19 protein-coding genes are annotated in these 22802 nt (G+C 69.8%); 7 read left to right on the top strand and 12 right to left on the bottom strand.

The features are described 5' to 3' along the window. Position 1: 1 nt before the first annotated feature. Positions 2 to 709 carry an LpqN/LpqT family lipoprotein gene (locus tag GYB83_RS03660; protein WP_161894204.1) on the bottom strand — a complete coding sequence of 236 codons (708 nt, stop codon included), beginning with the start codon at positions 707 to 709 and terminating at the stop codon, positions 2 to 4. Positions 710 to 856: 147 nt separating this feature from the next. Between GYB83_RS03660 and GYB83_RS03655 the strand changes: the two genes are divergently transcribed. Further along, on the top strand, positions 857 to 3793 hold the full coding sequence (locus GYB83_RS03655; RefSeq protein ID WP_161894203.1) for an ATP-binding protein: 2937 nt from the start codon (positions 857 to 859) through the stop codon (positions 3791 to 3793). Positions 3794 to 3797: 4 nt separating this feature from the next. On the opposite strand, the gene gluQRS is transcribed toward GYB83_RS03655, so the two are convergent. Beyond that, a complete protein-coding gene (gene gluQRS / locus GYB83_RS03650) occupies positions 3798 to 4727 on the bottom strand; it encodes a tRNA glutamyl-Q(34) synthetase GluQRS (RefSeq protein ID WP_161894636.1) in 930 nt (309 codons plus the stop codon). 7 nt (positions 4728 to 4734) lie between these two features. On the opposite strand from gluQRS, the gene GYB83_RS03645 reads away from it, so the two are divergent. Beyond that, entirely contained in the window at positions 4735 to 5211 is a 477-nt protein-coding gene (locus GYB83_RS03645) for a DUF456 domain-containing protein (protein WP_161894202.1), read from the top strand. 21 nt (positions 5212 to 5232) lie between these two features. Here the strand turns inward: GYB83_RS03645 and GYB83_RS03640 are convergent, their stop codons facing one another. The 3 genes from GYB83_RS03640 to GYB83_RS03630 form a co-directional block, all read right to left on the bottom strand. Beyond that, on the bottom strand, positions 5233 to 7197 hold the full coding sequence (locus tag GYB83_RS03640; protein WP_161894201.1) for an alkaline phosphatase family protein: 1965 nt from the start codon (positions 7195 to 7197) through the stop codon (positions 5233 to 5235). Between the two features lie 70 nt (positions 7198 to 7267). Further along, positions 7268 to 9214, bottom strand: coding sequence for an alkaline phosphatase family protein (locus tag GYB83_RS03635; protein ID WP_161894200.1), 1947 nt, complete (start codon positions 9212 to 9214; stop codon positions 7268 to 7270). Between the two features lie 41 nt (positions 9215 to 9255). Continuing rightward, positions 9256 to 10338, bottom strand: coding sequence for a Glu/Leu/Phe/Val dehydrogenase dimerization domain-containing protein (locus tag GYB83_RS03630; RefSeq protein WP_161894199.1), 1083 nt, complete (start codon positions 10336 to 10338; stop codon positions 9256 to 9258). Between the two features lie 160 nt (positions 10339 to 10498). Here GYB83_RS03630 and GYB83_RS03625 point away from each other — a divergent pair, with 160 nt between their 5' ends. Genes GYB83_RS03625 through ligD form a run of 3 tightly spaced genes read left to right on the top strand, consistent with a single transcriptional unit; the run spans position 10499 to position 13152 of the window. Beyond that, complete coding sequence (locus tag GYB83_RS03625; RefSeq protein ID WP_161894198.1) at positions 10499 to 10999, top strand: Lrp/AsnC family transcriptional regulator; 501 nt, start codon at positions 10499 to 10501, stop codon at positions 10997 to 10999. 55 nt (positions 11000 to 11054) lie between these two features. Continuing rightward, positions 11055 to 12104 (top strand): ATP-dependent DNA ligase, encoded by a 1050-nt coding sequence (locus GYB83_RS03620; RefSeq protein WP_161894197.1) that lies wholly within the window; start codon positions 11055 to 11057, stop codon positions 12102 to 12104. Continuing rightward, complete coding sequence (ligD, locus tag GYB83_RS03615) at positions 12097 to 13152, top strand: non-homologous end-joining DNA ligase (protein ID WP_161894196.1); 1056 nt, start codon at positions 12097 to 12099, stop codon at positions 13150 to 13152. Before GYB83_RS03620 ends, ligD begins: the two co-directional genes overlap by 8 nt. 72 nt (positions 13153 to 13224) lie before the next feature. Here the strand turns inward: ligD and GYB83_RS03610 are convergent, their stop codons facing one another. From GYB83_RS03610 to GYB83_RS03600, 3 genes are read right to left on the bottom strand one after another with little or no spacing between them, the layout of a single operon-like run. Then, positions 13225 to 14472, bottom strand: a complete 1248-nt coding sequence (locus tag GYB83_RS03610; protein WP_228461154.1) for a threonine/serine exporter family protein — start codon at positions 14470 to 14472, stop codon at positions 13225 to 13227. 24 nt (positions 14473 to 14496) lie between these two features. Continuing rightward, the gene (locus GYB83_RS03605; RefSeq protein WP_161894195.1) at positions 14497 to 15267 is read right to left on the bottom strand and encodes a helix-turn-helix domain-containing protein; all 771 of its coding nucleotides are present in this window, start codon (positions 15265 to 15267) and stop codon (positions 14497 to 14499) included. Continuing rightward, the gene (locus GYB83_RS03600; protein WP_161894194.1) at positions 15240 to 15632 is read right to left on the bottom strand and encodes a VOC family protein; all 393 of its coding nucleotides are present in this window, start codon (positions 15630 to 15632) and stop codon (positions 15240 to 15242) included. Before GYB83_RS03600 ends, GYB83_RS03605 begins: the two co-directional genes overlap by 28 nt. A 98-nt stretch (positions 15633 to 15730) precedes the next feature. Between GYB83_RS03600 and GYB83_RS03595 the strand changes: the two genes are divergently transcribed. Then, positions 15731 to 16804 (top strand): HtaA domain-containing protein, encoded by a 1074-nt coding sequence (locus tag GYB83_RS03595; protein WP_161894193.1) that lies wholly within the window; start codon positions 15731 to 15733, stop codon positions 16802 to 16804. Between the two features lie 4 nt (positions 16805 to 16808). Here GYB83_RS03595 and GYB83_RS03590 read toward each other — a convergent pair whose 3' ends face one another. The 3 genes from GYB83_RS03590 to GYB83_RS03580 are packed head-to-tail and all read right to left on the bottom strand — an operon-like array spanning position 16809 to position 21695. Continuing rightward, positions 16809 to 19223, bottom strand: a complete 2415-nt coding sequence (locus GYB83_RS03590; protein ID WP_371865005.1) for a serine/threonine-protein kinase — start codon at positions 19221 to 19223, stop codon at positions 16809 to 16811. Positions 19224 to 19269: 46 nt separating this feature from the next. After that, positions 19270 to 20247, bottom strand: a complete 978-nt coding sequence (locus GYB83_RS03585) for a glutamate ABC transporter substrate-binding protein (RefSeq protein ID WP_161894191.1) — start codon at positions 20245 to 20247, stop codon at positions 19270 to 19272. After that, the gene (locus GYB83_RS03580) at positions 20244 to 21695 is read right to left on the bottom strand and encodes a GlnX family signal transduction membrane protein (RefSeq protein WP_161894190.1); all 1452 of its coding nucleotides are present in this window, start codon (positions 21693 to 21695) and stop codon (positions 20244 to 20246) included. Before GYB83_RS03580 ends, GYB83_RS03585 begins: the two co-directional genes overlap by 4 nt. Before the next feature lie 118 nt (positions 21696 to 21813). Between GYB83_RS03580 and GYB83_RS03575 the strand changes: the two genes are divergently transcribed. Further along, entirely contained in the window at positions 21814 to 22284 is a 471-nt protein-coding gene (locus tag GYB83_RS03575) for an NUDIX domain-containing protein (protein WP_161894189.1), read from the top strand. 6 nt (positions 22285 to 22290) lie between these two features. Here the strand turns inward: GYB83_RS03575 and GYB83_RS03570 are convergent, their stop codons facing one another. Further along, positions 22291 to 22746 carry a hypothetical protein gene (locus GYB83_RS03570; RefSeq protein WP_161894188.1) on the bottom strand — a complete coding sequence of 152 codons (456 nt, stop codon included), beginning with the start codon at positions 22744 to 22746 and terminating at the stop codon, positions 22291 to 22293. Between the last annotated feature and the right edge of the window lie 56 nt (positions 22747 to 22802).

The raw sequence follows: 22802 nt of genomic DNA, 5'->3' as shown, positions 1-22802 counted from the left end.
CTCAGGCGGTGATCTTGACGTTCGCGTCGATCGAGTCCATCGCCTTCTGGAGAGCGTCGGCCTGGGCCTCGTTGCTCGTCGCGTTCAACTGGAGCACGTAGACGCCGTCGGACGCCTTGATGACCACGGTCTGCTGCGCGGTGAGGGCCGTCATGCCGTCGAGGCTGTACTGACCCGCCATCTTGTACGACGGGAAGCCCGACAGCGTGTCGCGGTGACCCGAGCCGATCTCCTGGAACTGATCGAGGTTGCGCAGTTCGCCCGGCGCCAGCTCGAACAGCTTGTCGACGTCGACGGGTCCGGTCAGTTTCGAGAACAGGGAGACGATGTTGGCCGTGTAGTTCGAGCCCTCCGACTCCGGTCCCGTGTACTTGATGGCTCCGAGCGCGTACTCGGGGAGATCGCTCTTGCCGACGACCTCCCAACCGTCGGGCGTCACGCTGTCGATCTCGGGTGCGCCGTCCTCGCCCGGGGTCGCCTTCGTCTCGGTGATGCCCTGCTGTTTGATGTAGTCGGCGATCGTCGGGTTCGAGCCGCTGGTGGTCGACGTCGTGGCCGTCGTGGTGGTGGTGCTCGCGGCGCTGGTCGACGACGATGTCGAGCTGGGCGCGGATGACGAGTCGTCCTTGCCGCAGGCGGCGGCGCCGACGACGAGCGCGCACGCCGACGCGGTGACGACCAGGCCGCGGGTGAGAGTTGAGATGTGCATGTCGGTGTCCTCCTGATCCCGGATTGCCCGGATATGGCGACGTCGGGGCTCCGGCGTCGTGAGTGGTGACACCGTAGGATCGGTCGCTTGGAGAATGATTGGAACGCTGCACGACGACGTCAGGATGGAGTATTCATTTCGACTGAGATGATCGCCTTCCGCGCATTCGGAGTCGTCGCCGCCAGCGGCCCCGAAGGACCACTGAGACTCGGCGGACCCAAGCAGCGCCTGCTGCTGGCCCGGCTGCTCGCCGATCCGGGCACGACCGTCGGATCGGGCGAGATCGTCGACGTCCTGTGGCGTTCGACGCCGCCGACGAAGGCGCTGACGTCGGTGCGCGCATACGTGTCCAACCTGCGCAGGCAGTTCGCCGCGGTCGACGGACGGCCCCGGATCGTGTCCCGTGGGCACGGGTATGCGCTCGACCTGTCCGCCGACGACACCGTCGACCTCGTCGACTTCGCGGCCGCGGCCGCCCGAGGTCGGGACCTGGCCCGGGCGGGCGACCTCGCGGCCGCCGAATCGGCCCTCGTCGAAGCCGTGGACACGTATCGCGGGGAGCCGTTCGCCGAGTTCGGGGACGCCGAGTTCGCCCGGCAGGCGTCGGCCGCGGCCGACGTCAGACGACGCACCGCCCTGGACGACCTGTTCGAGCTGTCGGCACGACGCGGGGAACCGGGCAGGCACCTGGCGTTGATGACCGACACGGTGAATCGGCATCCGCTGCACGAACCGTTCTGGCGACACCTCATGATCGCGTTGCACGCGACGGGCCGAACCGGCGAGGCCCTGCAGGCCTACGACCGCGCGAGCGCCATCCTGCTCGCGGAGGTCGGGACCGTGCCCGGTGCGGACCTGCGGGAGCTCGCGCAGCGCATCGGCGACCGCGACCCGTCGCTGCTGACACCGCGCCCCGGCATGATCCGCAGGCCCGCGACCAGGTCGTTCGTCGGCCGCACCAGGGAGCTGCGGGTGGTCGCCGAGACCGTCGACGCCGCCCGCGCCGGGCGGGGCGGTCTCGTCGTCGTCACCGGGCCGAGCGGCATCGGAAAGACGACCCTGGCCGAACAGGTCGTCGTCGATGCGGGAGACGACTTCGCCGTCGGCTGGGCGGGGCAGCCCGCGGGCCTGCGGCCGCCCCGGGGGTGGGCGTGGACGCAGGTCCTGCGGCAGGTCGTCACCGATCCGGCCGAACGGGAACGCCTCGGCCGCGTGAAGGCCGACGCGTTGTCGAGCCTGCTTCCCGAGTGGACCGAGGGGCTCGCCGTGCCGGGCATCCCCGCGGTGTCCGACTTCGAGTTCGCCTCCGGCGTCGTCGACGTCATCGCGACCCTGGCCGTCGACAGGCCGCTGCTGGTGGTCCTCGACGACGTCCACCGAGCCGACCCGGCGTCGTTGGACGCGCTCGCGCTCCTCGCCGACCGGATCGCGGGCAGGCCGGTCGCCGTGATCGTGATCTGGTCGGGCTCCGACCTCGACCCGCGGTTGCGGTCCACCCGGGGCACCGTGGTCCGGCTCGGCGGACTCGACGTCGGCGCGACCGCCGAACTCGCGGGCGTTGTGGCAGAGGAGCCGCTCACCGCGGCCGACGCCCGAGCAGTGTGGGAGAGTACCGGCGGGAATCCCCTGTACGTGAAGGAACTGGTCCGGGTCGCGGGTGTCGACGGGGCGCCGAGCGGAGTGCCGGACACTCTCGTCGACGTGATCGGGGCCCGCCTCGACGCCTGCGGCCAGGACTCGCTCGACGTGCTGGCCGCGGCGGCGGTGATCGGAGCCGAAGCGGACGTCGCGGTGGTCGCGGAACTGACCGGACGCGACGTCGCCCACGTCCATGAGGCGTTCGCGGCGCCCGTCGCGACGGAGATCGTGCACCTGGCCGGGCCGCGCACCTACCGTTTCGCGCACGGACTGCTGCGCGATGCGACGATCGCCCGGACTTCCCTGGCCGTCCTGCAGCGTCTGCACGCGGGCGCGGTCGCCGTCCACCGGGCACACGCCTCGCCCGCCCGGACGCCCGCATACGAGGCGATGGTCGCGGCGGCCCATCATGCGTGGGAGGCGGGGGCGTATCTGTCGCCGGTCGACACGGTGCAGGTGATCACGGCGGCCCTCGACCGGGCCCTCGTCCGGTGTGCGCACCGCGACATCGCACTGCTGTCGACGCGAGTCATCGACATCGTCGAACGTGAACCGGAGACGCCGGTCGACGACGGGATCCTCGCCGGCCTGTGGCTGAATGTGGCGGGCGCGGCGTCGATCATCGACGGTCAATCGAGCGACGCCGTCGAACGGGCCGTCACCCGCGCCTGGGAGTTGGGCGACGACCAGCACGTGGCCGCGGCACTGCACTGCCTCGTCCTGTGCGGGCGAGGGGCGCTGGACGAAGCGCAGTCGTTGGCGCAGCGCATGGTCGACGGCGACGGGCGACCGTCCGCTGGTTCGTTGTTCGTGCAGATCGGACTCGCGATGCTCCGCGGCGACGCCGCCCGCGGCCGTCGTCTCGCCGAGACGTTCTTCGCCGACTACGAGCCGCCCGACACGGTGGCCGATCCGACCGCGTTCTTCCATCCTCGCGTGCACGGCTACCTCGCGGTCAGCGAGGCGTTGGACGGCCGCGCGACCGCCGCCCGCCTGCACGTCAGGGAGGGCGCCGACCTGGCGCTCGCCCGCGGAGACGGATTCAACGCACTGGTCGCCAGGCTGACGGCCGTCGAAGTGGCGGCGATCCTCGACGAGCCGGACGGGGTGGCCGACGCGTCGTCCGTGCTGGCCGCGGAACTGCGAACCGCGGGGTCACCGCAGTGGGCGGCGTGTGCGGACATCATCGGCTACTGGGCGCGGGCCCGCACCGGTGCGCCGTTCGACACGGGCGTGGTCCGGGACGCCGTCGCCGTCTACACCGCGGACGGGAGCACCGCGATGCTCCCGATGTTCCTGGTGCTCGCGGCCGAAGTCGAGATGATCGCGGGGCGCCCGGACATGGCCGACCGGATCCTCTCCCGAGCCAGGACCGTAGCCGACCGCACCGGCGAGCACGCCTGGGACGGCCTCATCCACCGCACCCGCCGCGGCCACAACGTGTAGCGCGCTAAGGTGCGCCCGCGAAGATCCAGGGGTCGCGGGGGAGACGAGCGGGGTCGAAACGGTCCCGGAGGACGTCGAGCGTCACCCGTTCACCCGCCGAGGCCATGCCGAGCGACACCGCGATCAGGGACAGGACGTCCGACGCGTCGACGTCGGTGTCGGCGAGATCGGCCAGGGTGACGGCTCCGTCGCGTTTCGCCAGACGTGCGCCCGCGGTGTTGAGGACCATCGGGACGTGCGCGTACTCCGGCGGCGACGACCCGAGCCTGGTCGCGAGGTAGGCCTGACGTGGAGCGGACGTCAACAGGTCGTCGCCGCGGACCACCTGATCCACGCCGGTCTCGGCGTCGTCGACGACCACCGCCAGGTTGTATGCGGGGGTGCCGTCGTTGCGTCGGAGGACGAAGTCGTCGACGTCGCCGGTGAAGTCGCCGTGCAGCACGTCGTGAACGGTGAACTCGGCGACGTCGGCGCGCAGGCGGATCGCGGCGGGACGCGTGCGGCGTCGTTCCTCGCGCTCGGATTCGGTGAGGTCCCGGCAGGTGCCGGGGTAGGCGCCCTGCGGGGCGTGCGGCGCCGACGGGGCGTCGAGTATCTCGCGGCGTGTGCAGAAGCACTCGAAGGTGTGGCCGTCGGCGGTCAACCGCGCGATCACGGTCTCGTAGACGGAGCGGCGGTCGGACTGCCGGACCAGCGGCTGCGCCCACCGCAGGCCGAGCGCGGCGAGATCGGCGAGCTGCCGCTGCTCGGAGCCCTCTCTGACCCGGTCGAGATCCTCCACTCGCAGCAGGAACCGGCGACCCGACGCGTCGGCGAACAACTGCGCCAGCACAGCCGTCCGCAGATTGCCGATGTGCAGATCACCGGACGGCGAGGGGGCGAAGCGCCCGGCGGGCGTGACGTCGAGGACCACCGTTCCACCGTATGCGTACATTGACGAGGTGAACACGTGGGGATACGTCGGCGTCGTCCTGCTCATCGTGGTCGGCCTGTTCGGCATCGTGGTGCCGATGCTGCCGGGGACCACGCTCGTCGCCGCGGGCATCCTGATCTGGGCGATCGTCACCGGCGGCGGCGCATGGTGGGTGTTCGCCGTCGCACTGGCCGCGATGCTGATCGCGTGGGTGGTCAAGTACGTCGTCGGCGGCCGGTCGCTCGCCAAGTCGGACGTCTCCCGATGGTCTCTCGTCGTCGGCGGGGCGATCGGGATCGTCGGGTTCTTCGTCGTCCCCGTGATCGGACTGCCGCTCGGCTTCGTCCTCGGCACCGTGGTCGCCGAGGGCCTTCGCCTCGGCGACTGGCGCGCGGGCTGGACCGGCGGGATCGCCGCGAGCAAGTCCGTCGGCCTGCTGATCCTCATCGAACTCGCGGGCGCCCTCGTCGCCGTCGGCGTCTGGTCGTCGTACCTGCTCGCGTGAGTGGTACCGGAGCGGTACCGCTCAGGCGCGACGAAGCGGAGAGGTGCGTCGGCGGCGACCGTTCTCGAGACGGCCCGTGTAGTACTGGCGTCCCGCCGTGCCGCCGACGGTCACCTCGTACCAGCCGTCGTGGACGGCGCTGGACGTGACGTCGCGGCCGTTCACCGTGGTCCGGCCTCCCGCGTGATTCAGCGTCACCTTGGCCGCGGAGCCGTCCGCGCCCAGGTGCAGGTCGCGGAGGAAGCGGTCGGGTCCGGTGACGATGACGTGCGATGTGCTCGACGGCAGTGTCACCCGTCGTCGATCGGTGACGGTGTGGTGTTCGGTCCGCCCGTTGTGGAAGACGGCGAACACGGCCGCCCGCGACCCCTCGTTCGTGAGGGTCAGGACGCGGCCGGACACGTTCGCCGACAAACGGTACGGAGTGGGCAGTGCGACGGCCCGACCGGTCTCCTGGACCGGGAAGTCGCCGCCGGGTTCGGCGCTCCAGCGTTCGACGAACGTCGGCACCGGGCCGGGCCGCGCGGGCGACCGGTAGCCGTCCGACCGGGAGAAGTCGAACGTCGAGACCAGATCGCCGCACACCTTCCGACGCCACCGGGAGATGTTGGGGCAGCGGACTCCCGTCACCCGTTCCATGAGGCGGACCACCGACGTGTGGTCGAACACCTCCGACGAGACGCGCCCGCCGACCGTCCACGGCGACACGATCGTCATCGGGACGCGGAAGCCGAGGCCCATCGGCTTGCCGTCCCACCACTCGTCTGGCTCGCCCTCGGGCGGCAGCGGCGGGACCACGTGGTCGAAGTAGCCGTCGAACTCGTCGAAGTTCAGCAGGACTGCGGTCTTGCTCCACACCTTCGGGTTGGCTGCGAGGGCGTCGAGCAGCTGGTAGGTGATGGTGGACGACTGGATCGGAGACGACGACCCCGGATGTTCGGAGTCGGCGGCCGACGTGACGATCCACGAGATCGTCGGCAGTCTGTCGCGTTTCACGTCGTCGCGGAAGCGCGACACGATGCTGCCGGGTTCGCCGCGGAAGAGCGCGCGGTCGTACAGGTCGGCCTCGGCTCGGCCGAGGCGACGCGCCGCGTCGTGCACGGACGTCGCCGCCCGGCGTTGTGCATCGGTGGTCTGGTAGACGCCTGAGTCGTCGGCCTTCGATCGACCGAGCAGATCGCCGTAGAAGCCCGTCAGGTCGGTGGCGCCCTCACCCGCGGTGGTGACCGCGGCGCGTCCGATGGTGCGCAGCCGTGCGAAGAAGTCGAGATTGTTGTCGGTGAAGTTGTCCCATTCCTGGTAGACGCGCCAGTCAACTCCGGCGTTCTGCAGGCTCTCGGCGTACGACGTCCACGAGTAGCCGGGGTGGAAGCTGTCGTAGGCGTCGTTGCCGACGGCGCGCGGGCCCCACGGTTCGAACCCGGTGGTACCCGAGAAGAGGAAGTTCCGGTTGGGGCTCGTCGACGTCGGGCACGACGCGAAGTACGCGTCGCACACGGTGAACATCTCGGCGAGCGCGTAGTGGAAGCCGATGTCCTGTCTGTCGTAGGCGGCCATCGTCGCCTTGCCCTTGGCGCGGATCCAGCCGTCGCAGCGTCCACCGTTGAGGGCCTGATGGCCGTCGGGCCAACCGTGCGGGAGCGATGCCAGGTATTCGACCGACAGTTCTCCGCGGTTGGCCGCAGACCGGGCGAGGAACGGGTGGACGCCGCCCTGGTCGAAGACGCCGGGCAACGCCGAGTTGTCGGCGAAGCCGCGGACCCCGCGGAGCGATCCGAAGTAGTGGTCGAACGATCGGTTCTCCTGCATGAGCACCACGATGTGCTCCACCTGGCGAAGGTTGCCTTCGGGCCGTGCCTGCGCGACCGCCTCGAGGAGGGACGGCGGGAGGAGCGTCGCGACCGCGGCCGCGCCGACGGCGCCTGCCGTGAGTCCGAGGAAGTGCCTGCGGGAGTGTTCGGAGATCTGTTCGGGGGAAGTCGCCACGATCAGCAGACCCTAGGGATGCGGGGTGGCCCGGCGATGTCGTCGGGGTGTCGTGCGGTGGACGAGTCGGCTACGGCTGGCGGCGCAGCGGCGACGTGGTCGTGACCTGGCCGCTCTCGACGCGCCCGGTGAAGTACTGACGTCCAGCGGTGTGTGCGACGGTCACCTCGTACCAGCTGCCCCGGGCCGGCGCCGGTCGGCCGTCGACGGTGACGGTCCCCGCGGCGTGGTCGATCTCCACGCGTGCGCTCGACCCGCCCGGTGTGAAGTGCAGGTCGCGCAGGAAGCGGTCGGGGCCACAGATCACGACGTGAGACGTGGTGCGCGGCAGCGGGATCTGGCGCTTTCCGCGCACCGTCACGTGCTCGACGTCGCCGTCGTGGAACACCGCGAACACGGCGGCACGACCACCGTCGTTGACGAGTTCCACGACGCCCTTCACAACGTTCGCCGACAGTCGGTACGGGGTGGGGAGGGCGGTCGTGGCGCCCGACTCCTGGACGGGGAACGCCCCGCCGGGTTCGGCCTCCCATCGCTTGTGGAACGTCGGGGGCCTTCCGGGATCGTCGGGCACGTCGAGGCCGTCGGAGCGGGCGAAGTCGAACGTCGAGACCAGGTCGCCCGCGACGGTGCGCCGCCACGTCGAGATGTTGGGGCACCGCACCCCGGTCACCTTCTCCAGGAAACGCACCACCGACGTGTGGTCGAACACCTCGGACGAGACGCGCCCGCCGACGGTCCACGGCGACACGATCGTCAGTGGGACGCGGAAGCCGAATCCCATCGGATCGCCCTCCCACCACTCGCCGGCCTCGCCCTTCGGCGGGAGCGGCGGCACCACGTGGTCGAAGTAGCCGTCGAACTCGTCGTAGTTGAGGATCACCGCTGTCTTGGCCCACACCTCGGGGCTGGAGGCGAGGGCGTCGAGCAGCCGGTAGACGACGTTCGCCGACTGGATCGGCGACGACGACCTCGGATGTTCCGAATCGGCTTCGGGTGCGACGATCCACGACACCGCGGGCAGCGCGTCGCGTTGCACGTCGCGCCGGAAACGGGAGATCAACGTGCCGGGCTCGCTGCGGTAGAGCGCGCGGTCGTACAGGTCGGCCCGGCGTTCGCCGAGTCCGCGGGCCGCTCGGTGGACGGCGGCCGCCCGGGCCTTCTGGTCGGCCGATGGCGCCACACTCGTGCGTCCGGCCTCGATGAGCAGCGAGTAGAAGCCCGTCAGGTCGACGCCGAGTTGGCCTGCCCGCAGGACCGCGTCGCGTCCGATGGCTCGGAAGCTCGCGAAGAAGTCGAGGTTGTTGTCGGTGAAGTTGTCCCACTCCTGGTACACGCGCCAGTCGACGCCCGCACGGTGCAGGGTCTCGGCGTACGTCTCCCACTCCAGACCGGGGTGCACCGGCGCGTACATCTCGTTGCCGACCGAGCGCGCGCCCCACGGCTCGTAGCCCGATGTGCCGCTGAACAGGTAGTTCCGGTTGGTCCCTGTACCGGTGGGCGACGACGCGAAGTATCCGTCGCAGATGGTGAAGGTCTCGGCGAGAGCGTGGTGGAACGGGATGTCGGAGCGGTCGTAGCAGGCCATCGTCGCCTTGCCCTTGGCCGCGATCCAGCCGTCGCAGTGCCCGTGGCGCAGGGCCTTCTGGCCGTCGGCCCATTCGTGGGGGAGCGACGCGAGGTACTCCACCGACAGTGATCCGCGATTGGCGGCGTCCCTGGCGAGGAACGGGTGGACGCCGTTCTGATCGAAGACACCGGGCTTCGCCGAGTTGTCGGCGAAGCCGCGGACGCCTTTCATCGTGCCGAAGTAGTGGTCGAACGACCGGTTCTCCTGCATCAGGATCACGACGTGCTCCACATCGTCGATCGATCCCGCGGGCCGGGCCTGCGCCACCGCGGCCAGCAGGGACGGCGGCAGCAGCGTCGCCGCGCCCGCGACTCCGGCCGCACCCGCGGCGAGGCCGAGGAAATGTCGACGGGAGTGGTCGGAGACGTGCTTCGGTGATGTCGCCATGCCCTTGGACCCTAGTGGATCAAACGATCGACAGGGGCCGTTCAGTCTCGTTCGGCACGCGACAGGCGCTCGGCGACGATCAGGCGCGCCGCGTCGCCCGCCGTGATGCTCTTCGCCGCCGCGGTGTCGAGGACGTGTGCGGTCCGCTCGCGCAGCGCCTCCACCTTGGTGCGCATCTGGTCGTGCGTCCAGTCGCGCTGCTCGCCGAACGCCTGGATGACACCGCCCGCGTTGGCGATGTAGTCGGGCGCCCACACGATGCCGCGGCCGCCGAGGATCCGTTCCACCTCGGGCGACGACAGCTGGTTGTTGGCCGCGCCGCAGACGACCGTCGCGGTGGTCTCGCGAGCCAGGTCGGGCGTCACGGTGCCGCCCATCGCACACGGTGCGTAGACGTCGACCTGTGCCGACCGGACGTCGTCCGCCAACCGTGCCTGCGGGAACCGTGCCGCGAAGGCGTCGCGGGCGGCGGGATTCCGCTCGGCGGCGATCACCGTCGCACCTGCCGCCAGCAGCAGGTCGACGAGTTGCGAGCCGACCTTGCCGACACCCTCGACGCCGACGGTGCGCCCGGCCAGATCCGCCGAGCCCCACCGGTGGGCCGCTGCTGCCAGCAGCGAGCTGAACACGCCGAGCGCCGTCATCGGCGCGGTGTCGCCGGAACCGCCGTTGGCCGCGGTCTTCGACGCGACGAACTGGGTGCCCTCGCCGATGACGTCCATGTCGTCGGACGTGGTCCCGACGTCGCCCGCCGTGATGTAGCGGCCGCCGAGGGTGTCGACGAACCTGCCGTAGGCACGCAGGAGGTCGGGCGTCTTGTCGACGGCGGGGTCGCCGATGATGACGGCCTTGCCTCCGCCGAGGTCGAGGCCCGCGGCGGCCGACTTGAACGTCATGCCGCGCGAGAGTCGCAGGACGTCGCCGAGGGCGTCGGATTCCGACGCGTATGGGTAGAACCGGGTGCCGCCGAGTGACGGTCCGAGCGTCGTCGAATGGATCGCGATGATGGCCCGCAGTCCCGTCGCGGCGTCCCGGCAGAACACGATCTGCTCGTGCGGCGGGTCGATGGTCATGTCGGGATGCGAGAAGACGCTGAGCTCGGAGCGGTGATCGGCGACGGTCATGTGGGGTTCCTTCCGAAGGGTGGCCGGCGGATGTGATGCGGGTCATCGTGTGACCGCTCCACCATCGTCGGTCCTGCCATGCGGTCAGGTCTGTTGATTCGGGATGAGCTGATCGGATTGCTCAGTACACTGGCGACGAGTGGTGAGGAGAGTGACCGGAATGCTCAGCATCGATCAGCTCGACGTGGCACTGCTACGACTGCTAGAGGCGGACGCGAGGTCGGGTGTCGTCGAATTGGCGGCCAAGACCGGGGTGTCCCGCAACACCGTGCAGTCACGACTGCGGCGGATGGAGGACGGCGGCCTGATCACCGGGTATCGGCCGGAGATCGACCTGACGTGCGCCGGTCTCGTCGTCCACGCGTTCGTGGCGTTGGAGACGCACCAGGGGAGCCTGACCGCGATCATCGACGAGCTCACGCGCATGCCGCACGTCATCGAGGTGCACACCGTCACCGGCCGCGAAGACCTGCTCGTGCGAGTCGCCGCCGCGACGCAGCCCGCGCTGCTGGACATCGTCTCGTCGATCGTCGCGTTCCCCGGCGTCGTCCACTCCAGCACGTGGCTCACCCTCACCACGCCCCTCCCGCACCGATCCGTCGCGCCCCTCGCCGAACTCGCCAAGGACTCCGGGTGGGGACGGTCGACCCCGGCGGGCTGACTCCGGTGCGTCCAATCCGTTGCCGCCGTCTCCGGGTGTGGTGGACGATGAACGAGTGGACCTTCCGATCAGCCCTCCGATAGCGCCGATGCTCGCGAAAGCCGTTGCCGCCGTGCCCGATCAGCCGACCGACGGTCCGGCGTGGTCGTATGAGCCGAAGTGGGACGGCTTCCGCGCCCTGGTGTTCCGCGACGGCGACGACGTCGTGATGTCGTCCCGCGGCGGCAAAGACCTCGCCAGGTACTTTCCCGAACTCGTCGAGGCCGCACGCGTCGAGCTCCCGGACAAGGTCGTCGTCGACGGAGAAGTCGGCGTGGTGCGCGAGATCGGTGGTGTCCGACGCCTCGACTGGGACTCGCTGAGTCAACGCATCCACCCGGCCGCGTCCCGCGTGGCGAAGCTCGCCGATGAGACGCCCGCGATCTTCATCGGCTTCGACGCCCTCGCCCTGCGTGGCCGTGACCTCACCGGCGAGCCGTTCGACGTCCGACGCGCGGCGCTGCTCGAGGCGATAAGCGGGGCCGGGCGATTCCAGGTGAGCCGCGTGACGACTGATCCGGACACCGCGCGCGACTGGTTCACCGCGTTCGAGGGTGCGGGGCTCGACGGTGTGGTCGCCAAACCTCTTGCGGGCGTTTACGTTCCGGGTAAGCGGGAGATGCTGAAGATCAAGCACAAGCGGACCGCGGACTGCGTCGTCCTCGGATACCGCGTCCACAAGAGCGGCACCGGGCTGGGTTCGATGCTCCTCGGGCTCTACGGAGACGACGGCGACCTCCGCATGGTCGGCGGGTCGAGCGCGTTCTCCGACGCGAAACGCGTCGAACTGCAGGAGATGTTCGAGCCGATGCGGCTCGACCCGGAGAACGTCGCACAGGGAGAGCTGTCGCGCTGGCGATCGGCGGGCAGCGGCGAGTGGATCCCGATCCGACAGGAGCTCGTCGTCGAAGTGGCCTATGACCAGATGGAGAACGGCCGCTTCCGGCACACTGTCAAATTCCTGCGGTGGCGACCCGACCGCGAACCGTCCAGCTGCGGCTACGACCAGCTCGACGTGCCCCTGACCTACGACATCCACGACGTCCTGGAGTCCACCGATGCCTAAACCCAAACCGGTCATGATCGACGTCGACGGCGTCGAGGTGAAGCTCTCGAACCCCGACAAGATCTACTTCCCGCAGCTCGGGGAGGACGGCGGACGGAAGGGCGACCTCGTCGACTACTACCGGTCGATGACCGGCCCGATCCTCGACGCGATCGGCGGCCGCCCCACCTTCCTGCAGCGGTTCCCCGACGGCGTCGAGGGCGACGAGATCTACCAGAAGCACCTGACCAAATATCACCCCGACCATGTCGAGTCGACGCGGATCGTCTTCCCGTCCAAGCGATCCGGGCAGCCGTTCTGCCCGCGCATCCCGGCCGACGTGGTGTGGGCGGCGAATCTGGGGACCGTCACGTTTCACACGTGGCCGACAGTCGACCCGGACAACGATCACCCCGACCAGCTGCGCATCGACCTGGATCCGCCGGACGGGCGCGACTTCGACGCCGTGCGCGAGGTGGCCGCCGACCACGTGCGGCCGCTGCTGAGCGAACTCGGCCTGACGGGTTTCGTGAAGACGTCCGGCAGTCGGGGAGTGCACGTGTTCGTGCCGATCCGGCCCGAGTGGGACTTCATCGCGACGCGGCGTGCGGTGATCGCGCTCGGCCGGGAGTTGGAACGACGGGCGCCCGACGCGGTGACCACGTCGTGGTGGAAGGAGGAACGCGGCGACCGGATCTTCATCGACTACAACCAGAACGCGCGCGACCGCTCGATGGCCGCGCCGTACTCGGTGCGCAAGACGCCGAACGCACGCGTCTCCACCCCGCTGACCTGGGACGAGTTCGCCGACATCGACCCGACCGAGCTGACGATCGCGACGGTCCCCGACCTCGTCGCCCGCCGCGGCGACCCGTGGGCCGACATCGCCGACCACGCGGGCGGCATCGAGAAGCTCCTCGAGATGGTGCAGCGCGACGAGGACGCCGGGCTCGGCGACCTCGTCTACCCGCCGAGTTACCCCAAGATGCCGGGTGAGCCGCCCCGCGTCCAACCGTCCAAGAAGGTCGCCGAGCACTGGGACTCCGACGGGAACCGCGTCGGCGAGTAGGGCCACGAACATCGGTCGATCCATCGCGTCCCGGCGGCGTGTCGCCTCTCGACGTCGATGAGGGCCCCGATCTCAGGGAGCTTCGCCGGATCGGGACGGAAGGCCGATCGCGGAGACGAACTCGCCGACCTTCACACCGATGCAGAGGCTGACGAAGGTGCCGACGGCGAGGGCGATGCCGTTGGTGTCGGAAGCGGCCAGCGCGACCAGGCCGACGGTTCCGGGGACCAGCAGCAGGAACGCCGGAAAGAAGAAGGCGACCGACGGGATCGCCGGCGTCCGTCGTTCGACGGCTTGGGAGGCGGCGAACACGATGCAGGCGATGACCCCGGTGGCCTGGATGTCGCCGATCACGGGGCCGAGGACCGTCAGCACCGCGTACACGCCGGTCATGACGGCGAGGGCGACCGCGCTGAGTCGGAAACCGGCGCCGAACGCGGCTCCGACGCCCACCGCGAGGAACACGACGCCCACCCACGACAACCAGGTCGGCGGGTGCGCCTGCCAGCCGAGATGCCCGGTGAGGCCGGGAGCCTCGGTCAGCTTGCGCGCCGACGACTCGTCCAACCTGGTGTCGGTGAGGCGGGCACCTGCGCTGATGCCCGCCGCCATGAAGCCGAGCATGATCACGCCGTACATCAATCGTGACGAGCCGGTCACGACGTCGGCGGCCGTCAATTCGAGCAGGGCGTTCGTGATGAGGGCGCCCGGAACGAGGACCGCGACGGGGGCGCACACCGCGTACAGCGGGACCGGTCCGAGGCCGAAGACCTGTGCGGTGGTCCCGACGAGGCTCGTCGAGACGAAGGCGACCACGAACGGCAGGATGGCGACCGACGTCGGCACCCGTCGGATCACGATCACGCAGACGCCGACGACGAGCCCGGCGATCGTCGACGTCACGACCGCCCACCACGGGCACCGGAACAAGACGGCCAACCCGGCCGCCACCAGTGCCGACCCGATCACCATCTGCATGTCGGGGCGTCGGCGGGTGATGCGGCGGACGTCGCCTATCAGTTCGGGCAGGTCGGCGAACGAGTCGAGGCCCAGGCGCACGCGTTCGGCGAGGCGGTTGGCGATCGCCGTCTGCCGCATGGACAGTTCGGTGCCCGCGGCCTGGACCGTGGTCGTCTCACCCGATGCGGCGTCGGCGACGAACACCTCCTTCGGGAGGACGGACACCGTGACGGGTGCTTTCACGGACGCGGCGATCTGCGACAGCCGTGTGTGGACTTCGGTCACGGACAGTCCGGCGTCCAGGAGCAGCGCCCCGAGGTCGCCGAGCAGGAGCCTGGTGCGGGCGGGGGACTCGATCACGTGGTTCAGCCTAGGGGACACACCTCAGGCGAACTCGGCCCGACGATTCTGGAGGAAGCGGGACGGCGGAAGGCCGGTGAAGTCGACGAACTCCCGCGACAGATGAGCTTGGTCGGCGTAGCCGCCCGTCGCGGCGACGTCGCAGGCCGGAGTGCCTGCTTCGAGTGCGTGTCGGGCCGCGTCGAACCTGACTAGGCGTGCGGCCTGCTTCGGACCGATGCCGAACTCGGATGTGAACACGCCGGTCAGACGTCGCGCCGACCGGCCGGAGCGCTCCACCAGGTGCGACACGCTCACGCGGCCCCCGGTGCGGACGATGTCCCGCCACGCGCGGACCGCGTCGGGGTCGACGCCGGTCCACGAGTCGGAGAGTCGTTCGGCGAGTACCGAGCCGATCGCACCGGTTGCGGCGGCGTCGACGAGCCGCGCCGCGAACGACTGGTCGACGTCGGCCACCTCGAACGTCGACGGTCCGAGGGCGCGGACCGGCACGTCGAACAGGCGTCGCACGGCGCCGGGGGTGAGCGACAACTGCACACCCCGCTGCACGCCGTCGTGATGGATGACGAACGGCGACATGTGCAGGCCGCCGATGCCGCAGCGGAACGACGTCGGACCGTCCAGTCCGGGCCCGGTCAGGAGGAGGCCGTCGCGCAGGTCGATCACCACGGTAACGGTCGGCGACGGCAGGCCGAGGTGAACGCCGGGGCGGGTGCCGACGACGTCGTACGGGACCACGCGCACACCGGCGCGTGACAGGCGTGCGGTCAGCCCGCGTACGTCCCGAAACTCCACAGGTTGCCCTCCGGGTCGGCGATGGAGAAGCCTCGCGATCCATAGTCCTCCTCTGCCATGTCGCGCACCAGTCGCGCGCCGAGCGCGGTGGCTCTGGCGTACACGGCGTCCGGGTCGATGACCACGACGTACACGCTCGCGCTGCCCGCGGGCGTGGTGAACGTGGTGTCGGTCTTGCACGTGGAGTGGATCATCACGCGGCCGCCGTCGGGCCAGAGCATCTCCGAATGCGTGACCTCGCCGGGGCCGTCGCCCTCCACGCAGACGCCCGCTTCGAAACCGAGGGCCGCGAGCCAGGTGCGGGCGGCGAGCGCGTCGTCGTAGGTGATGCCGGGCCAGATGTTGGTGTCAGTTCGTGTGGTCATGTCTCGATCCTGCCCCGGCTCGGGCCAAGGTTCTTGAAGAAATCGGCACGGGACTTCCGACCCTCTCCGCGCCGAACTGCATAGGTTAGGCTCTGCTCATGTCTAAGTTGCGCGTTCTGTTCGCCGTCGCCGTCGTCGCCGCGAGTTGCCTCACCGGCGTCGGTGTCGCGACCGCCGCCCCCACGCGACCGACGATCGCGGTGTTCCTCGCCGACGGCGTCACCCCGGCGGCGGGCGTCACCCTGCACCCGGGCGACCAGGTGGTCGTCAAGGGGACCGGCTTCGACCCGCGGTCGAACACGTCCGGACTGCCGGTTCCGGTGCCGCCCGGCGTCCCGCACGGAACGTTCGTCACCTTCGGCGGCTTCGCTCCCGTGTGGCAACCGTCCAAGGGAGCACCGGCGTCCACCCGCGCCGAAGTGCGGTCGAAGACCAAGTGGGCGCTGTCCCGGTCGGCGCTCGCCAAGGTGCCGAACGCGCCGTTCGACCTGCGGCGCACCGTTCGCCAGCAGTGGGTCCCGCTCGACGCGGCCGGCCGATTCACCGCGCGACTCACACTCGCGACGCCCGAGAAGACTCCCGCGGGCAAGCGGTGGGGCGTCTACACCTACGGTGCGGCGGACGCCGTCAACGCCGCCCAGGAGAAGTTCGTCCCGCTCGACTACTCGACCGACCCCGGCCCGAACACGCCGAAGGCCCCGGCGCGCAATCTCGTGTGGGGATACTCGCCGTCGTTCGCGTCGAGCGTCGAACGCACGGGTGGTGCGCTCGCCGGAAAGGACGGAGCCGGTGTCGACGATGCGGGCCGGATGTCGTTCGAGCTCGCAGGCAGCACGCTCCGCGGCGGCCGCGGCACACTGCGATACCGCGGGACCGTCGTCGCCTACACCAAGTTCCACCTTCTCGAGATCGCACTCGCCGACCCGATCGTCCGCGTCGACGGCCGCCATGCGGTGCTGTCCATGCGGACGTCGAGCACGGACATGAACGGTGACGACGCGCTCCGCCGCATCGATCTGGCCGACTTGTACTTGACCGCCGATCAGGCGGCGCGCCTCGCGCGGACCGCCGACCTCACCGGTGTCCGGGCCGCGTTCCGGCCGGGGATCGCGCCGACGTCGCTCGCCGCACTGTCGGTCGGCCAGGCGGCGCCGGTGTCGTTGCGGTTCTGACTCGTCAGAACAGCGTCGCGGGCCGGACGAGGTTCGCGAGGTCGACCAACAGGAACCGGTGACCTCGGTTGTCGCGGGTGGCGCGGGCCAACTCGCGGAGCGAGCGCTCGGTGCCCGCTCGCAGTCCCTGCTCCGTGAACGGGAAGCCGAGGAACGCGCCGCACTCGCCGGGATCGGGATTCGCGTCGATCCAGCCGAGGGCGCTGCCCAGGACGATCAGTTTGAGTCTGCGGCGGCGCGGATCGTCGTAGCCGATCTGATCGAAACGACTCGCGGCCTCGAACAGTTCGTCACGCGTCAGTTCGCCGGCCGGTCTGCCGTGGACCAGGGCCAGGATCGCGCTGATCTGCGCCGTGCCGTAGTGGCGGCTGGTCATCGGGACCTCGTCGAGGGGTTCGATGGCCGCCGCGATGTCGCCCTCGGCCAGCAGCATCCGTGCGAAGCCGAACGCCGCCGTGACGGTGCCGTGATCGGTGAGCCACAGATCGTGGTACGCCTGGCGGGCGATGTCGTACCAGCGCTCCACCTGGGCCGCCTGCTCGTTGGTGATGAAGTCGTCCGCGGACAGCCAGTAGCCGATCAGTTCGGCCGTGCCCGCGACGGCCAACTTCGGAGCCACCTCGCCGGGCATGGCCTCGAGCACTTCGTGGAACCGGTCGTAGGCCAGTTCCGGCTCGGCGTTGAGGAGCGCGCAGATACCGAGGAACCAGTGCAGGCGCCACGAGTCGCCGTGATGTTCGGCGACGTCGCGCAACAGCTCCAGGGCGGTGTCGAGGTTGCCGAGCTCGAGGTGCGCGCGGGCCTCGGCCAGGTCGATCTCCAGCGACGGATGCTCCGGATCGAGGGGACCGTCGTCGTCCGATCCCGCGCGCATCAGTGTGGCGAACCCGTCGGCGCGAGCGGCGTTGATCGTGTCCAACGTCTGACGCGGGTACGACAGTGCGGCCGACGTCAGCACGTTCGCCGCGGGATCGGCCGGATCGACGAGGGGCACCGGCAGCGCCCGTGCGATGTCCTCGGGATCGTGGATCGCGGCGTCCTTCGGATCGAAGAAGCCGTCCACCGGTGACAGCAGGAGCGCCGTCGCGAACGTCGAGCGCTGCGGCGTGAACACCGTCGACATCGACGGCCGCGGCACACCCGTGTGCAGGGCGACGGTCTCGCGCAGCACGTTCAAGACCTGCGTCGTCATCTCCTCGACCGACTCGAACCGCTCGGCCGGATCGATGGACGTCGCACGCTGGAGCAGGAAGTAGAACGACGGGTTCTCCACGAACACCTGTGTGGTGTCGGGGTCGGGGAGTCCGTCGAGGTAGCGTCCGCCCTCCATCGGCATCTCGACCGTCAGCGCGGCAAGCGTCCGGCCGAGCGAGTAGATGTCGGTGACGACCTGCGGGCCGGTCTCCACGATCTCCGGCGCCTGGAACCCCGGCGTGCCGTACAGCCGCCCGTAGCCGTTGATCGCCGACACCGCACCCAGGTCGATCAGCTTCACCTCGTCGGAGGTGATCATGATGTTGTCGGGTTTCACGTCGTTGTAGACCAGGCCGACCGAATGCAGGTAGCCGACGGCCGACAGCACCTCGAGGATGTACGCCATCGCCTGCTCGACGGGCATCAGCTTCGACTTGCCCGACGCCGACGTCGTCAGCTGCTTCAGCGTGTGACCGCCGACGTACTCCATCACGATGTAGCCGAACAGTCGGCCGTCCTCGTCCGCCCACTCGACGAAGTTGAAGATCTTCACGATGCCCGGGTCGTTCACCGACGCGAGGAACTGCCGTTCGGCGATCGCGACAGCCTGCGCCTGCGAGTCGGACGAGTTCAACAGGCCCTTGAGGACGACGGGACGGTCGGACACGTTGTGGTCGACGGCCAGGTAGATCCACCCCATGCCGCCGTGGGCGATGGCGCCGGCGATCTCGTACTGGTCGGCGACCATCGTGCCCCGCGACAGGCCGGGGACGAACGAGTAGCGGGATCCGCAGTGCGGGCAGGTGCCCTGGATCGGGCCCTTCCCCTCGCCGGACGAGCGGCCGACCTTGGCCCCGCACTGCCAGCAGTTGCGCTTCGACTCGACGATCTTCGGGTCGGCGAGCACCGCGTCGGCCGGGTCGATGTCGGTGACGTCGGGCAGTTGCACCAGTTCGCTGCCGAGCCTGCGGTCATGGACGTGCGGACCCTTGCGGGTCTTGCGGCGCGACGCGGTGATGTCCTCGAAGAGTCGTCGGACCTGCGTGGCCTGCGTTCCGACCGGAGCGGGCATGGTGCCGACCGTCGGCGGCCCGACCAGCGACGCCGCGGTGTCGGCCGCGGGCATCGTCCCCACCTCGGTGGCCTGGGTCGCGGGTCCGTCGTCGGCGGTGACGGCCGTGCTCACGTCGGTGGCGGCCGGGCGCGGCGGGACGTCCGACGGCATCGTCGACGACGGTTCGGTCTGTGGATCGGTCTGGTCGGTCATCGGCTCAATCGCGGTAGGTGTACGACGGCGGGCTGCCCGGTCCGAGAACCGACAGCCACTCCTGATAGGACCGCTGCCAACTGCCGTCGGCGCGTCGGGCGGCGAGCACCCCGTTGACGAAACGCACGAAATCGGGATGTCCCTTCGCGATCCCGACACCGTAGTCCTGGGCTCCGAGACTGTCGCCGACCACCTGCACCCACGGGTCCTGGGCGGCGATGCCCGCGAGGATCGGAGTGTCGGAGGTGATGGCGTCCACCTGGCCCTGCTGCATCATCACCAGGCAGTCGGCCCAGCTGACCGTCGACACGAACCGCACGCTCGGCGTCGTGTCCTTGACACGCGCCGCGGACGTCGACGAGCGGGTTGCGCAGACTCGTTTGTTCTTCAGATCCGCCGCGCTCTCGATGCCGGAGTGCCGGTACGCGAGGATGCGCTGCGTCGCATTGAAATACGGTGCCGAGAAGTCGACCGACTGCAGACGCTGACAGGTGATGCTCATCGACTTGATGACGACGTCGACCGCCCCCGACGTCAGGGCGTCGACCCGGTTGTCCGTCGTCACCATGCGGTAGTCGATGCGGTTCGGATCACCGAACAGGGCCGCCGCGATCCAGTGGGCGACGTCGACGTCGAAGCCCTTCACGTCGCCCGACAGCGGATCCCGGAAGCTCAACGGATTGGACCCGAGGTCGGTGCCGACGACGAGCCGCCCCCGTTTGACGATCGCCGCCATCGTCGAGTTCGGCGGCATCTGGCCCGGCTCGGGTGTCACGTCGTCGGGCCGAAGGCTCGCCGTGTTGCAGGTGTCGGTGTCGCCCTGGGTGTCGGCCGTGTCGTCGAGCACCACGTTCGGCGGCAGGGGGACGTCGGCCGTCGTCGTCGGCGGAGGATTGCCCTCGGCCGACGGGGCCGCGCACCCGCCGATACAGGCGACGGTGGCGACCGCGAGCAGGGCGGTGGCGAGTCGGCGGCGAGTCATCGGTACTCCCGGATCCGCGGGAACAGGCCGCCGAACACGGCGAGCCCGGCGATTACGCACAGCACAGCGATGCCGCCGCCGGTGAATCCGAGGACTCGCTGCGCCGTGTTGATGTTGGTGCGGAACGTGGCACGGGCGTCGCCGATGGCCTTCACCAAGGCCGCGTTGGCGTCCGCGTAGGCACTCGCGGTGCTGATCGACCCTTCGCCGATGGTCAGGGCGCGCGCTCCGGTGAAGTCGCCGTTCGTCAGCAGCCGCGCCACCTCCGCATGCGCGGAACGCCAGCGCACGACGGCCGACTTCACGTCCTCCAGGCGATCGGTCACGTCGGGGTCGTCGGCGAGGTCGGGGTCGGCGCGCAACTGATCGGCCTGCGTCCGGATCTGGTCCATCGACTCGGAGAACGTGCGGTCGAGCGCGCCCGGATCGGAACGTCTGACGAGCGACAACGTCTCCGCGGACCGGGCCTGCTGGGTGAGGATCCGCATGCTCGTCAACGTGTGCAGCGGATCGGCGCCGGACGCCTTCGCGGTGTTCGCCGACGCCACCGACGTCAGACCGGAGACGAGCAGCCACACCGTCCCCAACGCCATCGCGGTGACCGCCGCGATCAGGCCGATGTTGAAGTGTCTGCGGGTGCGGCGAGCGAGGTATCGGCCCGTCGCGAGCAGCATCCCGATGATCAGGAACAGTGCGACGTACACGCCCCACGGCGGGACCGTCAGCGTGCGCTGCGGTTCGGAGATGGCGGCGGACCGCTGCTCGTAGAGCCGCTGCGCGGCGGGCAGGATCGTCTCCTGCATCAGCGTCGACGCCACCGTCAGGTACGCCGAACCGACCGGGTAGCCGAGCCGGTTGTTGGTGCGGGCGGTCTCCACCAGGCCCGTGTAGACGGGGATCTTGACGGCGAGCGTGTTCAGGTCGGCGCGGGCCGACTCCTCGTCTTCGGTGTGGGCGACGGACCCCTCGCGGTATCCGTCGGTCGCGGCGATCAGCGCGGTCGACGCCGTCGCGATCGAGTTCGCGAAGTCGGCCCGCAGCTCGGGCGACTCCCGGCCGCCGGAGATGAACGCCGAATTGGCCGACGCGTCGGCGACCGACAGCGAGCTGTACAGCACTTCCGCCGCCTCGGCCTGCGGTTCGCTGCGGTCGATCAGCGACTCCAGGGTGGAACTGCGCGATGTCAGCGCCGCCGACGAGTACCAGCCCGTCAGCCCGCAGGCGAAAACCAGAGCCAACAGGATGATGACGAGCTTGCCCGGCGTCGTCGTCGCGTAGAAGCGGAGGGTGACCAGCGGCGAACTGACCCGCTCGCGCGTCATCGCCGCGATCTCGCGACGGTCCGCGATCACCTGCCGCAGCGTGGGGCCGGGAACCGCCCGATCCGGGATGACCGTCCGACCGGCATGGGTGAGCGCCGAGCGCACTCCCGAAACCCGGCCGGTCACTTGCATCCCTTTCACTTGCGTCACACACAGCCTAGTCCGACGGAGCCGTCACCGATGGCAGGACCCGGTAGCGTGATGGGCGAGTCGCCGATCGAGGGATGGCGCTGAAGGAGGCATCGTGCGGGGAGACGGCGACGGTTGGGTCTTCGACGCGGACGGGCAGCGGTACTGGGGCGTTCACGGCGCCGCCGGACTGCTGGTGACCGCACCTCTCGACGACGCCGAAGGGGTGGCCGTCCTCCTGCAGCATCGAGCCGTGTGGTCGCATCAGGGCGGAACGTGGGGGCTGCCCGGTGGAGCCCGCGATTCGCACGAGACCGTCGAAGAGGCTGCCGTCCGCGAAGCCGAGGAGGAGGCCGGACTCTCCGCGTCCGACCTGGAGGTGACCGGCGCGCTCGTCACCCACCGCGCGTCGAGTGGGTGGACGTACACGACCGTCGTTGCGCGGGCGGCACACCGGGTCGCGACCGTCGCCAACCTCGAGTCGGCGGAACTCCGCTGGGTTCCGGTCGACGAGGTCGCCGAACTGCCGCTGCATCCGGGCCTCGCGCGGTCGTGGCCGACGCTTCTCGAACAGCTGACCGCCTGATACCGCCTACGCGAGCTGGTTCGCGCCCGAGATGAGGGCGTTGACCGCCGACTCGTCGCCCGTGCTGCCGCGGCCGTAGCTCCAACAACGGTCGCCGTCACGGTCGCACAGGAGATACGTGATCACCTGCTCGCCCTCGGTCTGCTGGTAGAAGGACATGATCTCGACGCCCGCGCCGATGTCGTAGAGCATCGAGGTCATCGCGCCGATCGTGCCGGTGGCGGTCGCCTCCAGGCTGATCGTGCGTGCGGCGACCCGAATGTCCGCGGTGCAGCGGACCATGTCGCTCGCGCCCGGTTCGATGCGGAGATCGTCGAGGGAGATCGCGCCCGTCGGGGCGTACGTCTTGTCGAAGCTGGCAGTGGTCATCGTGGCCGCCTCCTGTGGGAACCAGGCGGGCAGACGGCGAATGCCGTGCCCGTACGGGTACGACGATGTCGGGTGGATCTGAATGGAACGCATATCGTCGGTTCATTTCGGTCGAATTTCGTGACCGACGAAAGTGAATGGAGACGCGA

Origin of the sequence: Gordonia spumicola, from assembly GCF_009932475.1 — a bacterium.
Lineage (GTDB): Bacteria > Actinomycetota > Actinomycetes > Mycobacteriales > Mycobacteriaceae > Gordonia > Gordonia spumicola.
The sequence above is the reverse complement of the archived record's forward strand: the minus strand, read 5'-3'. Positions and strand labels throughout refer to the sequence as shown.